Source organism: [Chlorobium] sp. 445 (genome assembly GCA_002763895.1).
GTDB lineage: Bacteria > Bacteroidota > Chlorobiia > Chlorobiales > Thermochlorobacteraceae > Thermochlorobacter.
The window spans coordinates 1-14,309 of record NSLH01000001.1 but is presented as its reverse complement, the minus strand read 5'-3'; the positions used below and the strand labels follow the sequence as shown (position 1 = coordinate 14,309).

Genomic DNA, 14,309 nt, shown 5'->3' with positions numbered 1-14,309 from the left:
TCAGTAAAGTTGTAAAAGACAAAAAATACGCTGTCGCTGATTATTTTAGTTGAATTTAGCTGTTACTTTTTACAAACTTGCAGCAAGTGCCAAAAACATACTGGTGCGCGCCCCGAACTGGCTTGGCGATCTTGTTATGAGTCTTGGATTTTTCTACAAACTGCGCCATGCCTTTCCAGATGCCACCATCGAGGTGATTGCCAAAGCTGAGATTGCCGACCTTTTGGAGCTCGTGCCGCAGCTTTCACGTGTTCATCCGTTTTCTAAGAAAACCTACCGTGGTCTTGCTGGGCTTTATCGCTTTGCCTCACGCTTTGCTGAAGTTGACCTTTATTTTTCGCTGCCCGATTCTTTTTCATCAGCAGCAATGGGCTTTTTTGCTAGAGCCAAACGCCGCATTGGATTCCGTGGTGACTGGCGCAACCTGCTGCTCACTGATGCCCTGCACAAACCCAAGCATCTGCATCGTAGCGAAGAATATGCCTTGTTGCTCTCAGCCTTTCTTACAGAGCCTACCACCGCCCTTTCAGTACAATTAACGCCGCCACCTGATACTTTGCTTACTGCGTTTGCATCGCGCTCGAAAATTGTCTTAAATCTCAATTCAGAAAGTCCCTCGAAAGTTGTGCCGCTGCGCAAGGGTGTAGAGATTGCAGAAGGCTTGCTTCGCTGTGTGCCAGATGCGATGCTCGTGCTAACAGGTTCCCCAAAAGAGCGCCAGTATGCTGAAACTTTTACCACAATGCTCTCTGAGCCGAAGCGCGTGATAAACTTAGCAGGGAAAACCACCGTCAAGATGCTTGCAGGTGTTCTGGCAGCGGTGCATGTAGTTATTTCAACAGATTCAGGCACGGCACATTTAGCCAATGCAGTCGGCACGCCTACACTGGTGCTCTATGGCGCAGGTGATGAGCGCAATACATCGCCCTACCATCGTGAAAACTCCTTTGGCTTTCGCGTGCAAGGCTTGGACTGCGCACCGTGTATCTCGACCACGTGCAAGTTTGGCGAACCCAAATGCTTAGCGCAGATGCCATCTGCTGACATTGTCCAAAAAGCAGTATCGCTCCTGCAAACACTTGGTGTAACTGCTCGTGCTTTTCGCAGCTAAAAACTCCGTGCTGCTGCGCTTCCGGCTTGCTCTGCTGTAGATTGATCTCTTCGCAACTTTTTTCAGCACACTTGGAATTTTACACTACGCGTTTTATGTTTGGCACATAGCAAGGCAAAAGACACGCTGCAACACCGCAGAGAGCAAAGAAAAGTAATAGTAAGTAGTAGTAAGTAGTACTCAACCTTTCAACATTTGAAGTTGTATGAGTAGTATTGCCTTGTCCACATTGCCGAAAGCTGCAGTTACTCGCCTGCAAAAAGTCTTTCCAATTTCCTTTGAACTGCATCGTCCCATCAAAGTTGTGCTGCTTCTTTCTGCTGTGATGCACTTTGCGGAGTTTGTCATCTCTGTTTTCTTTTTCAACTATGCAGCAGCGCCATACTTTGTGCCACCTATTCCAACACTGATCGATGGCAGCGACAGTTTTCTTTATGCACATTCTATCATTCGTCAGTATGGTTTTTTGTGGTTCAGTTGGCGCTTGTTGCCGCATTTTTGATTAGTGAGCCTGCTCGCTATGCGCCATTTATCCATGTACTTGCGCTGGCTCGCCTGCTCATGGCAGCATTAGGGATTTATGCTTACACGCTTGATGCACTCTCTTTGTGGCAGTTCTTGCCTTCACTCATCCTGAATGTTGGATTAGCTCTCATGCTGTGGCGTCTTGCACCTGCTTCCTTGCCTTTGCTTAGTAGGCACGAAGCGTTACAGCCGTGGCGTACGCAAACTCTGCTTGGCTTATCACTTTCCCCAATTGTGCGCTGGCGTGCGCTGCAATTTCTATGCATTATAGCTGGCGGACTTTGGATACTCTGGGGATTTGGCTCTACGGTGCTCTGGGAAATCGGTGTTGCTAACATTAGCAGCGATAGTGTAACTGAACAAAATTTGCTGCAAGCCATGCAAGCTAATCATGTTGTTCGCAATCAGCAAGGTCTGATGTTGTTCAGTATCGGACTTATCACAGCACTGGCGGCGCATCATCCGCTCTCGTACTACAAAATCATTGACTTCATTTTAGCCCAGCAGGTTATCAATGCTTTCAGTGCCGGCGTCGAGCTCGGCTTTGGCGCCATTTTACTGCCGCAATTTCTCACGGTTTTCTCTGTGCAAGTCTTCACATTCGGCTTGTTTTATGTGCTGCGTCCGAACTCAACGCATGTGCAAGATGAAACTGATACGATAGGCGAAGAAGCCATGGAGTGCCACAGATGAGACGAAGTGTTGTGTCGGAAGCCGAAGCCAGAGCCTTGCGTCGACAGCGTCGTGCCGTGCAATTTGTATTTGTGGCGTTCAACTTGATACTGATTGATAGCCGTCTGCCAAGCCTTGTGTGGACGGTGATTGGTGGTGTGTTCTGGTTAGCGGTAATCGTCATTACTATCACGAATGGGCCAATTGTCTGCAGTTGGGTGTGCTGGTTAGGTGCAGCTCAAGATTGGGCAGAGCCCTTAGCGAAGCGACGCTGGAAAGCTAATCCGAATTTTTGGCGCCCTTTTGTCTTGATTGTTGCCGTGCTCTGGGCTCCTGTCTCTTGGCTACTACGTCCTGAGACGATGCAGTCCTTGATTGCGCCATTCGGCATTGATTACACGAATCTTAACGCACACATTTTACAAGCCGCGTTTTTTCTCACGGTTGGCGCATCGGTGATGATATTGGGCAAACGCGGTGCATGCGTCTGCTTCTGCCCTTTGTTGCTTGTGGCACGTATATCGCGTCTAAAGAACTGGTTTGAGTCCCTGCAGCTGCATCGCTGGTTGGGCAAACCGATTGTCGCAAACGAGACGCCCGTTCAGCGCAGTGTTTGAGCATTAGAGGAGAGTTTTTTCTTGTTCTTTTGTTTTCATCAACATTCTAAACTTATGGAGGATAAAGTAGTATGAATCGAGACACCAAAATCAAAGTGCTTTCAGGGATGATGTGGTTGCTAGCGGCGTGGGAATTTCTCAACGCGCTGGGCTCAACCATCTTTCTCAATTGGGGCGCTGCGCTCTATGGCTGGCAAGACTACGCCAACAGCGCACAGTCGGCAATTGTGTTCCATCAATATGGAATGCTGCTATATGTGCTGGCGGTTGCTTACGCCATCATTGCGACCGACGTTGTCAAGTATGAAAAGATGCTGTGGATTGTCGTCGTGGAGCAAGTCGTTGGCGCCATCACCTCAACTGTAGAGGTGCTCAACGCGCAGCAAATTATCAGCTGGTCCAACTTTGCGCTGGTGCATACGCCACAGGCCATCATTGTTGCCTTGCTGTGGTTCTTGCGTCCCTCTGCATCGTCTAACACGCAAGGGCAGCCAATGCCTGCTGCAAACTAATGCCCTGTTGAGTCTCCCTTATTCTGTAAAGCCCGATGAGTGTATCGGGCTTTTTTATTGCAAAGTTTTATACTTCACTTACACAGAAAATCGACCATATCGACTTTTTGGTCAACACAAACTCTCCCCAAACCCTAATGACTTTTGATACCTTGACTTCAAGCATGCAGCGCAGTCTGCACAAAGAATTTTTGTCAAGTAAAGTAGTAAGGAGTGTAGTTATGCCCGCACTTATTGAATCCTCGAGCAAGCCAATTCTCGACAAACAAGTTACACAAGCACATTTCAAGACCATGGATGGCAATGAAGCCGTGGCGTATGTAGCTTACCGTACAAATGAAGTGATTGCAATTTATCCGATCACACCTGCTTCTCCGATGGGTGAATTTTCAGATGAATGGGCAAGCCATCACATCAAAAATATCTGGGGGAGTGTGCCGACGGTTGTAGAAATGCAATCGGAAGGCGGTGCAGCTGGTACCATTCATGGTGCCCTGCAAACAGGGGCACTTTCAACAACCTTCACGGCGTCGCAAGGGCTGCTGCTCATGATTCCGAATATGTATAAAATTGCAGGTGAACTGACGCCATTTGTGCTGCATGTGGCGGCTCGCTCACTTGCAACGCAAGCCCTTTCTATCTTTGGCGATCACTCCGATGTTATGGCTGCACGAGCCACAGGGTTTGCGATGCTCTGTTCCGCCTCCGTGCAAGAAGCACATGATTTTGCGCTTATTGCTCAAGCCGCTACACTCGAATCGCGCGTGCCTATTCTGCATTTCTTTGATGGCTTTCGCACTTCGCATGAGGTTGAAAAAATTCAGGTGCTCAGTGAGCAAGAGATGCGCGCCATGATAGATGATGAACTTATTGCTGCACATCGTGCACGCCGGCTTGCCCCTGAACATCCTGTCATTCGTGGCACTGCGCAAAACCCTGATGTCTATTTCCAAGCACGAGAAAGCGCAAATCCGTTTTACTTAGCTTGCCCAAGCATCGTGCAGCGTGCTATGGATAAATTCGCCGCGCTTACCGGTCGCCAATACAAACTCTTTGAATACTACGGCGCACCCGATGCCGAACAAGTTATTGTTACAATGGGCTCAAGTGTGGAGACCGTGCAAGAGACGATTGATTATCTCAATGCGCGTGGTGAAAAGTATGGCATGATAGCGGTACATCTTTATCGTCCATTTAGCGTGAAAGATTTTATTGCGGCACTGCCCACCACCGTTCAATCTATTGCTGTGCTTGACCGCACCAAAGAAGCTGGCGCCTCTGGCGAGCCGCTCTATCTCGATGTGGTTAGCGCCCTCTATGAAGGGTTGAATCAAGCCGAGAACTGGCTGCGCGCCATGCCAAGAGTCGTTGGCGGGCGCTACGGTCTTTCTTCTAAGGAATTTACACCTGCTATGGTAAAAGCGGTGTTTGAAAATCTGAAAAGCGAGCATCCTAAAAATCATTTCACGGTTGGCATTAACGATGATGTGACGCACACGAGCCTCAGCTACGATGAAAACTTCTCTATCGAACCTGATTCAGTTGTGCGCGCCGTCTTCTACGGGCTTGGTTCAGATGGCACCGTGAGTGCAAACAAGAATACCATTAAAATTATCGGCGAAAATACGTCGCACTACGCACAAGGCTATTTCGTCTATGATTCAAAGAAATCTGGGTCTATGACCGTCTCGCATCTACGTTTCGGTGAAAAGCCGATTCGTTCGTCTTACCTTATTAGCCGCGCCAATTTTCTTGCCTGTCATCAATGGACATTTTTGGAGCGGTACGACATGCTGAAACTGCTGGTTAAAGGCGGTGTATTCTTGCTCAACGCACCTTATCCCAAAGATAAGGTATGGGACAAATTGCCGCGTAAGGTGCAAGAAGAATTGATTGAAAAAGAAGTCAGATTCTATGTGATTGATGCCTACAAGGTCGCGCGTGAAAATGGTATGGCTGGACGTATCAACACCGTGATGCAAACCTGCTTCTTTGCGATTTCAGGGGTCTTGCCAAAAGAGGAAGCCATTGAACAAATCAAAGCGGCGGTACGCACGAGCTACCGTAAGAAAGGCGCTGAAGTGGTCGAGAAAAATATCGCTGCTATCGACGATACACTGGCGCATCTGTATGAAATTCCATTACCTGAAAAAGCAACCAGCACGATTGAGATGCGTCCGCCCGTTACGCCTGATGCCCCAAGGTTTGTTGCTGAGGTGCTCGGAAAAATCATTTTAGGCGAAGGTGATTCGTTGCCGGTTAGCCAGTTACCGGCTGACGGAACCTATCCTGTCGGTTCAGCGCGCTATGAAAAGCGCAATCTTGCTCAAGAGATTCCGGTGTGGGATTTTGACCTATGCATTCAATGCGGCAAGTGCGCAATGATTTGCCCGCATGCGGCTATTCGCATTAAAGCCTATGCGCCAGAAATTTTAGAAAACGCGCCACCAACTTTTAAGTCAACACAAGGCAAAGACCGCTCATGGCAAGGGTTGAACTACACGATTCAAGTTGCACCTGAAGATTGCACTGGGTGCACACTCTGCGCCGAAATTTGCCCTGCTCGCAGCAAGACCGACCCGACACACAAAGCGCTTGACATGAAACCGCAAGAGCCGCTACGTGAGCAAGAAAAAGCAAACTGGGAGTTTTTCCTCTCAATTCCAGAGTATGATCGGCGCAGAATCAATGTAACTGCAATCAAGCAGCAACAACTTCAAGAACCGCTCTTTGAGTTTTCTGGTGCATGCGCTGGCTGCGGCGAGACACCTTACTTGAAATTGCTCACGCAACTCTTCGGTGATCGTGCGCTGGTTGCTAATGCCACAGGCTGCTCGTCTATCTTTGGTGGCAATTTGCCGACCACACCTTGGTCGCACAACAAAGACGGCTATGGCACAGCTTGGGCGAATTCACTCTTTGAAGATAATGCAGAATTTGGGCTTGGCTTCCGCATCTCTATTGATAAGCAGCGTGAGTATGCCGCTGAACTGCTTAAACAACTGGCTTCGCATCTCGGTGATGATCTTGTCAGTCAAATTCTGAATGCGTCGCAGAAAACCGAAGCGGATATTTACGACCAACGCGAGCGCATCGCTCATCTCAAAACAAAGTTGCGTGAGCTAAACCTGCCCGAAGCCCGTGCCTTACTCTCCGTTGCAGATATGCTGGTGAAAAAATCCGTGTGGATTGTCGGCGGCGATGGTTGGGCGTATGACATCGGCTATGGCGGTTTAGATCATGTGCTGGCAAGTGGCAGGAATGTCAATATCCTTGTTTTAGACACAGAAGTGTATTCTAACACGGGCGGACAAGCCTCGAAAGCTACACCGCGCGGTGCCGTCGCAAAATTTGCCTCAGGCGGGAAGCCCTCTCGCAAGAAAGATTTGGGACTGATTGCCATGACGTACGAAAACGTCTATGTTGCCAGCGTCGCCATGGGAGCAAGAGATGAACAAACGCTACGCGCCTTTTTGGAAGCTGAAGCGTTTGATGGCGTCTCTCTCATCATCGCTTACTCGCATTGCATTGCACATGGCATTGAGATGTCAGAGGCACTCACACATCAGCGTGCGATGGTTGATTCTGGTGAGTGGCTGCTTTATCGCTACAATCCTGAACTCATCGCTAAAGGCGAAAATCCGCTCAAACTCGACAGCAAAGCGCCGAAAATTTCAGTCAAAGAATTTTTGCAGTTGGAGAATCGCTTCAAAGTTCTGGAAAAACACATCCAGAAGAAGCTGCACGGCTTTTTGCTGAAGCCGAGCATGATGCCAAAACACGCTATCACCTGTATGAATTCTTGGCGTCACGCAAGTTCACCGCAAATGGCTCAAATGGTGTGAGCACGCCATAAAGCAAATGGAAATTCAGAGTGCTAAGACTGTCCGCATCATCGCATGCAGCATCCCCCACCTCTGTTTTTTCCTAAAGTCGTGTCCAGAATTAGCAAAGAGCATCTCCCTCTTACGCTAATTTTTTCATACGCCACGCCTTCTTATTTGCTTTGATTTACGCACCAACTGGGTTTGTTTTATTGCCCTAAAACTCTTTTCTTTCTTTACTCGCGTTTTAACCCAACTCAGAGGAGGCAAAATCATGTCTATGCAGGTTCTCTCGCGTGTAAGTGTTTCGCCTGAAACCGTGCATCACACACTAGCGCAAACTATGATTATTGATGGTCTTGATGTCGTCCTAGACTTAGAACAAAGCCAGGGCTCACGCTTGTATGATGCGCGCAGCAAACGCTATCTGTTGGATTTTTTCACCTTTGTCGCGTCTGCACCTGTTGGGGCAAATCATCCCAAGATTTGGAACGATAAAGCCTTCCTAAACAAACTTCTTTACGCTGCCATTGTCAATCCATCTAATTCTGACATTTATTCTGTCGAGATGGCGGAGTTTGTCGAGACCTTCAGACAACTGGCGATGCCCGCCAGCATGAAGCATGTGTTCTGGATTGCAGGTGGCGCTCTTGCTGTCGAGAATGCTCTCAAAGCGGCTTTTGACTGGAAAGTCAAAAAGAATTTTCGCAAGGGCTATAAGTCGGAACGCGGTCATCATGTTATTTACTTCAAAGAGGCATTCCATGGTCGGAGTGGCTATACGCTTTCGCTTACCAATACCGACCCTGTGAAAACCGAGCTCTTTCCAAAATTTGCTTGGACCTGCATTGCAAATCCGAAAGTAACATTCCCGCTCACGGATGAGCGTCTTGCTGAACTTGAACGCAAGGAGCGTGATGCGATTGAGCAGATGAAACAAGCCTTCCTTGATCACAAAGATGATATAGCGGCTGTCATCATTGAGCCTATTCAAGGTGAAGGTGGCGACAATCATTTCCGACGCGAATTCTTCCAAGCCTTGCGTGTGCTTTCGCTTGAAAACGACGCCATGCTCATTTTTGATGAGGTGCAAACAGGTCTTGGTCTCACAGGCACAATGTGGGCTGCCGAGCAAGTGCTTGCGAACCCTGTCGCTGAGCCCTGCAAATTGCCCGAAAATATCACCTGCAACTTTCGTAATGAAGGCGGGTGCACTGTACATGAAGATTTATGCTTGCCCGATATGATTGCCTTTGGCAAGAAAACGCAGGTATGCGGTTTTATGGCAAGCTCTCGCATTGATGATATTGAAGACAATGTCTTTCGCGTACCGAGCCGCATCAATTCCACTTGGGGCGGCAATTTGGTCGATATGCTCCGATGCAAAAAGTATCTTGAAATCATTGAAGAAGAACGGCTGCTTGAGAATGTTCGCCTCGTTGGTACAGCACTCTTAGGTGAAATTCAATTGCTTGCAGAAGATTTCATAGGCATTGTAACAAACCCACGCGGGAAAGGGCTCATGTGTGCTTTTGACTTGCGCACTAAATCGGAGCGAGATGCTTTTATCAAGCGTGTGCAGCAAAATGGTTTGCTTATGCTGGGCTGTGGAGAACGCAGCGTACGATTCCGCCCACCATTGAATCTTTCTATGGAAGAGATGAGTGAAGGGATGAGTATCATTCGCCAAACTCTGAAAGACATGCTGTTCTAAGCTGAACTTGTTAGCGCTGCATCCGTGCCCAAAACATTAGCGTTGAGTACATGTCAGAGCTTTGCAGTGCGCAGGATTGCAACTTCTTGCACGCTGTTTTCATTTAGCTGTTTTCATTTAGATAAGGCAAGAAAAATTTTGATAAAAAGCGGTGTCAGCAGCGCTGTAAAAATACCGCACAGAGAAAGTGCAAGACCAGCGAATGCACCCTCGATATCACCCTCTTCCATTGCGCGCGCTGTACCAATCCCGTGCGCCGCTGCGCCCATGGCTAAGCCGATTGCGCGCCTGCTCTGAATACGCAACAATTTCAGAAATGGCAAGCCAATCGCACCGCCAAGTACCCCCGTTGCCACAGAGAACGCTGCCGCTAACGCCGAAAATCCGCCCAGTTTTTCTGTAATCGCAAGAGCGATGGGCGCAGTTGCTGATTTTGGGGCAATTGTAACCACCAAAGTTTGACTTGCTCCAAGCCCCGCTGCAAGCCCCGCTGCTGTCAAGATGCCCACTGCACTACCAGCTAAAATGGCTAACAGGATACTTTTGCCTTGTGCTTTGATGTCGGAAAGTCGCTCATAGAGTGGTACAGCCAGTGCCACTACTGCAGGTGCTAAGAAAAACGAAATGAATTCCCCGCCGCGCATGTAGGTCTCGTAACTTACCCCTGAGAGACTTAGCCATGCAATCAGCACTGCAATGGAGATGAGCACTGGGTTGAAGAGCAAAAACTTTGTGCGACCGTAGAGCCACTGTGCCACGACAAACACCAACAGTGTCAGCGCAATAAAGAAAATCCTTGATGTAAAGAGCGAACTGAGTTCTTGCATAGCTTTCTCCTTCTGTTCAAGGTGTGGAACGATTGTTTTCTAATCGCTCTTGCACCAGCGCCACTGTTGCCATTACAGCAAATGTGCTGAGCACCCACGCCACCAGCATCGCCACAGCGTGATATTGAAGCGCATCCACATAGAGCATGAGTCCAACGCCCGGGGGCACAAAAAACAGTGAGAGATTTTTGAGCAAAATATCTGACGCCGATTTTATCCAATCCAGTTTGATGACACCCACCTGTAAGCAAAGCAGCAGCAGGAGCAAACCAATTACACTACCGGGCAGCGGCAGTGACAGGACACGCACCACACTCTCGCTGAAGAGCAGCAAAAGAAAAATAATTGCAAAGCCTTGTATTAGCATGATTTTTTGAGGTTTAAAGTTGGTGATTGATGATAATGTTGTGTCGTACAATTCAAAACGGGTTTTGTAGATTTGCTACTCAGAAGCGCATCAATCAACATCGATCCCATCACAAAAAATTTATGCCTATTAAGTTCGGTACCGACGGCTGGCGCGGCATTATCGCCAAAGATTTCACTTTTGCAAATTTGAAATCTGCGGCGCTAGCTGCAGCACGTTACTTCAAAAGTCATCCTAATGCCGCAAACGGTGTGTGTGTGGGCTATGACACACGATTTTTATCGGAGCAATTTGCACGATATGTCGCTGAAACTTTCTCAGCACAGCAGCTAAAAGTCTTTCTTGCTCATTCTTTTACACCCACGCCAGCAGTCTCGCTCTTTGTGCGCGATAAGCACCTTGCAGGGGGCATCGTCATCACTGCCTCGCACAATCCGCCAGCGTACAACGGCTTCAAAGTAAAAGCTGAATACGGCGGTTCTGCACACCCTGAAACTATTGCCGTCATTGAAGCGCATTTGCAACATGCCACCACCATTCCGTGTGGGCAGCCGAACAGTACGCTCATTGAACTTGCCGACATTACAGGCTACTACCGCAACTATCTTGCTTCTGAACTCAACCTGCAAGCTATTGCGCAGTCAGGGCTCCGTATTGCACACAATGCGATGTATGGTGCTGGTCAAGGTTTAGTCTCTGCACTCTTGTCACAGAGCCATGTCGTAGCGTATCACTGCACTATAAACCCAACTTTTGACGGCATCAATCCTGAGCCGATACCAAACTACCTTCAAGATTTTATGGCGTTCTACAAGCAATCGGGGTGCGATATTGCCATCATCACCGATGGCGACGCTGATAGAATCGGTATGCTCGATGAGCATGGTCGCTATGTAGATTCACACAAAATTTTTCCATTCTGCTCAAATATCTTGTTGAGCAAAAAGGCATGCGCGGTGAAGTTGCGCGCACCTATGCGCTCACGGAAGTCATCAATAAAATTTGTGCAAAGCATGGACTTTTGGTGCACAACTTGCCTATTGGCTTCAAGCATGTGGGCAAGCTGATGACCACACGCGATATTCTCATCGGCGGCGAAGAGTCGGGTGGCATTGGTGTTACAGCACACTTGCCTGAACGCGATGGCACTTACATCGGCTTGCTCATGGCAGAAGTTATGGTTTTGCGCCAAAAAAAACTCTCTGCACTCGTTGATGAACTCTATCAAGAATATGGCTATTTTACGTATGACCGCATTGATGCAAAGCTCAGTGATGCTGAAAAAGCTACGCTCATGCGTCAAGCATCGGCTGGCACGTTTAGCCACATTGCGGGCATGCCTGTGGTAAAATTTGAAAATCTTGATGGATATAAGTATTTCTTTGAAGGTGGCTGGCTACTTATTCGTCCCAGCGGCACAGAGCCCATTGTGCGTCTTTATTGCGAAGCAGATTCCGAAGAGAAAGTTGAGAAGGCATTAGCGTTTGCACAGTCGCTGGCTCATTCTTAAGATTAAACCCGCGGCTCTGAATTTCAGCAGCGCACACACCATGCTACAAGATTCCAGCCATAGCAAAGCCCATGAAAACAGCTTGGACTTTCCACGCAAATTCAAGTATTTTTATGCTTTTAATCTGTAAAGCTAGACTCAACCTTGAATCAAATTCTCAAAGCGATGTGCAGATTTGCAATTTATCGTGGTAAGCCTATTACGCTGAAAAAGCTCATTTTTGAGCCGCCGCACAATTTCGTTGAGCAATCGCGTCAACCGCGGGAAATGATTATTACACCTATCAATGTCGATGGCTACGGTTTGGCTTGGTATAACCTTGAAGTGCATCCCGAACCTGCGGTGATTACATCAGAAAAGCCCTTCTGGCACGACATCAACATCGCACGCATTTCTGACAAGATTATCTCGGATAACATTTTTGTTCATGTGCGTGCTGCGTCGCCGGGACTGCTGGTGCATCAAGCTAATTCGCATCCTTTTCAGTGGAAAAATCAAATTTTTATGCATAACGGGGTCATTAGCGATTTCAAAAAAGCCATGATGCGCGCCATTCGCCAGCAAATCTCTGACCCTTACTACTCACACCTCTTAGGCACAACCGATTCAGAGCACATTTTTCATCTCTATCTTTCCATTCGTGATGAACAGCCTTCTCTCATGATGGCAGAAGCCATGCTCGAGACCATTGCTCGACTTAATACCCTAGCCGAAAAACATGGCTCCGACCTTATCTTGAATATGGCACTTACAGATGGCAAGACAACCGTCGTTACGCGATACACTACAATAGAGAAATCCGCAACACTTTACTATACACGGAGCAGTCCAATGTTTCCAGATGCGATTGTCGTTGCCTCCGAGCCTCTTGATTATCGTGATACATCGTGGCAAATTTTTCCGCTCAATATGATGATGATCATCAATGAGCATCGAGAGTTCAGTATGGTGGCTATCCCGAATCCCTTCCTCAAAGATGGGCACTTGCCTACAGCGCGCCCTGTTACACTCAAGCTCTCGACGCCAACTGAAAACTAATCGCAGCAATTGCTTATGCAAGATGAGCAGGCTTCTCAGGCAGCAGCGTTTTCAGCCGATAAGTCGGGCGTGGTGTACGGTCGCCATGCTGTAGCTGAACTTTTAAAATCGCAGCCTGACCGCGTGGCTAAGGTCTATTTTCAAATCAATGCGCGTGATAAAAAGCTGCTCGAGATTTTGCTTACTGCAAAGCGCAACCGCATCTCTATCGGCAAAGCCAGCAACCAGAAACTCTCAGACCTTGCGCATACCAATAAGCATCAAGGTGTTGTCGCCATTACAAGCGACATTCAACTCTTAAATTTGGAAGATGTTCTCAATACACCTCGTGAAACACCTTTTCTTTTTCTCATTTTAGACTCGATTGAAGACCCGCAAAACTTAGGCGCTATCATTCGCACCGCGGAAGCCGTCGGTGTTGATTTGATTATTTTGCCCAAGGACAACACAGCACCAATTAACTCTACGGTGCACAAAACTTCTGCAGGTGCGGTTTCACATGCGCCTATTGCACGCGTAACAAACCTTGCACAAACGATTCGCATGCTTAAAGAACACAATGTGTGGGTCGTTGGCACAGATGTGCGGGCAACAAAAGATTACACCGAGTTTGATTACACCCTGAATGTGGCTATTGTGATTGGCTCAGAAGCTAAGGGTATGCGCCGCTTGGTAGGTGAAAGTTGCGATGATGTGGTGCGTCTGCCCATCGTCGGCAAAACTGAATCGCTCAACGCCAGTGTTGCAACGGGTATTATGCTGTATGAGGTACTCCGACAGCGTCGTCTCAAACTTCAACACAAGTAATTCATGCACACAACGCTTTTTTTGCTCTCTGGTGATGCTAAAACGATTCTCACGGCTCACGCTTTACCAGAAGACACCATTGTGCAGCCCTTCTCTGAAAGAGAACTCACGCAACCTTTGATGGTACGCAAGCGTTTTCTGCAGACAAAAGGACGGATTTTCTTTGGCACAAAGGTCTTGCACTTGCAACGCTATCGGCTCATGCTAAAACTGTTTTTATTTCTTTCAGGCAAGAGTCGGGCAGCCATTCTTGACGAGTCAGGCAAGCGTGAAAATTATTCACTTTTGCGCTTTATCTTTGTCGATATCTGGAAACTGTTAGTAGAAATCATTGCCAGCGCATTCATTGTGCTGAAAACGTACTTAGAACTGGAATCGCTGCAACGTGCAAAAAAAGTGTGAAGCCAATCAGCGATGCAGAAAAACACAATTTTGATGGATAACCTAACATCAACATCATCCGCAGAAGTTCTCAAATCGGGCGTACACGATTACTGGAATGCTCATCCATGCGGCACGAAATTCACCGATGCTGAGCCGGGCAGCAAAGCCTTCTACGATGAAGTTGAGCGCTACCGCTATGAAACGCAGCCATTTATGGAAGCGCTGTGTAAATTCAAGGCATTTAGAGGTAAAACACTCTTAGAAGTTGGCTGCGGACTGGGCACTGATCTCTTGCAATTTGCGCGCCATGGTGCACATGTAACTGGCATTGACCTTACTGAAGAGAGCATTGCACTGGCTAAGCAGCGATTTGAACTTTATGGCATTGAAGCAAATTTGCT

12 protein-coding genes and 2 pseudogenes are annotated in these 14,309 nt (G+C 47.8%); 12 read left to right on the top strand and 2 right to left on the bottom strand.

Annotated elements, in window-relative coordinates; translation table 11 throughout:
- Positions 1–49: 49 nt before the first annotated feature.
- The 7 genes and pseudogenes from waaF to CMR00_00040 all read left to right on the top strand — a co-directional run bounded on the left by waaF (position 50) and on the right by CMR00_00040 (position 8,975).
- Entirely contained in the window at positions 50–1,111 is a 1,062-nt protein-coding gene (gene waaF / locus CMR00_00070) for a lipopolysaccharide heptosyltransferase II (protein PIO49127.1), read from the top strand.
- Positions 1,112–1,316: 205 nt separating this feature from the next.
- Complete coding sequence (locus CMR00_00065) at positions 1,317–1,613, top strand: hypothetical protein (GenBank protein ID PIO49126.1); 297 nt, start codon at positions 1,317–1,319, stop codon at positions 1,611–1,613.
- The gene (locus CMR00_00060; GenBank protein PIO49125.1) at positions 1,580–2,329 is read left to right on the top strand and encodes a hypothetical protein; all 750 of its coding nucleotides are present in this window, start codon (positions 1,580–1,582) and stop codon (positions 2,327–2,329) included. The genes CMR00_00065 and CMR00_00060 overlap by 34 nt, the downstream gene beginning before the upstream one ends.
- Entirely contained in the window at positions 2,326–2,925 is a 600-nt protein-coding gene (locus tag CMR00_00055) for a hypothetical protein (protein ID PIO49124.1), read from the top strand. Before CMR00_00060 ends, CMR00_00055 begins: the two co-directional genes overlap by 4 nt.
- Before the next feature lie 71 nt (positions 2,926–2,996).
- Entirely contained in the window at positions 2,997–3,437 is a 441-nt protein-coding gene (locus CMR00_00050) for a hypothetical protein (protein PIO49123.1), read from the top strand.
- A gap of 221 nt (positions 3,438–3,658) precedes the next feature.
- Positions 3,659–7,293 (top strand): annotated as a pseudogene (gene nifJ / locus CMR00_00045) (pyruvate:ferredoxin (flavodoxin) oxidoreductase).
- 248 nt (positions 7,294–7,541) lie between these two features.
- Positions 7,542–8,975, top strand: coding sequence for an L-lysine 6-transaminase (locus CMR00_00040; GenBank protein ID PIO49298.1), 1,434 nt, complete (start codon positions 7,542–7,544; stop codon positions 8,973–8,975).
- A gap of 113 nt (positions 8,976–9,088) precedes the next feature.
- Here the strand turns inward: CMR00_00040 and CMR00_00035 are convergent, their stop codons facing one another.
- Together CMR00_00035 and CMR00_00030 are read right to left on the bottom strand one after the other, a co-directional pair.
- Positions 9,089–9,802 carry a CidB/LrgB family autolysis modulator gene (locus CMR00_00035; GenBank protein PIO49122.1) on the bottom strand — a complete coding sequence of 238 codons (714 nt, stop codon included), beginning with the start codon at positions 9,800–9,802 and terminating at the stop codon, positions 9,089–9,091.
- Positions 9,803–9,818: 16 nt separating this feature from the next.
- Entirely contained in the window at positions 9,819–10,169 is a 351-nt protein-coding gene (locus CMR00_00030; protein ID PIO49121.1) for a murein hydrolase regulator LrgA, read from the bottom strand.
- Between the two features lie 122 nt (positions 10,170–10,291).
- Between CMR00_00030 and CMR00_00025 the strand changes: the two are divergent.
- From CMR00_00025 to CMR00_00005, 5 genes and pseudogenes are all read left to right on the top strand, one after another.
- Positions 10,292–11,679, top strand: a pseudogene (locus CMR00_00025) (phosphomannomutase).
- A 144-nt stretch (positions 11,680–11,823) separates the two neighbouring features.
- Positions 11,824–12,717, top strand: a complete 894-nt coding sequence (locus CMR00_00020) for a hypothetical protein (protein PIO49120.1) — start codon at positions 11,824–11,826, stop codon at positions 12,715–12,717.
- 15 nt (positions 12,718–12,732) lie between these two features.
- A complete protein-coding gene (locus CMR00_00015; GenBank protein PIO49119.1) occupies positions 12,733–13,524 on the top strand; it encodes a 23S rRNA (guanosine(2251)-2'-O)-methyltransferase RlmB in 792 nt (263 codons plus the stop codon).
- A gap of 3 nt (positions 13,525–13,527) precedes the next feature.
- Positions 13,528–13,926 (top strand): hypothetical protein, encoded by a 399-nt coding sequence (locus CMR00_00010; GenBank protein PIO49118.1) that lies wholly within the window; start codon positions 13,528–13,530, stop codon positions 13,924–13,926.
- A 12-nt stretch (positions 13,927–13,938) separates the two neighbouring features.
- Positions 13,939–14,309: hypothetical protein (locus CMR00_00005; GenBank protein ID PIO49117.1), on the top strand; the 371-nt coding region annotated here is incomplete at its 3' end.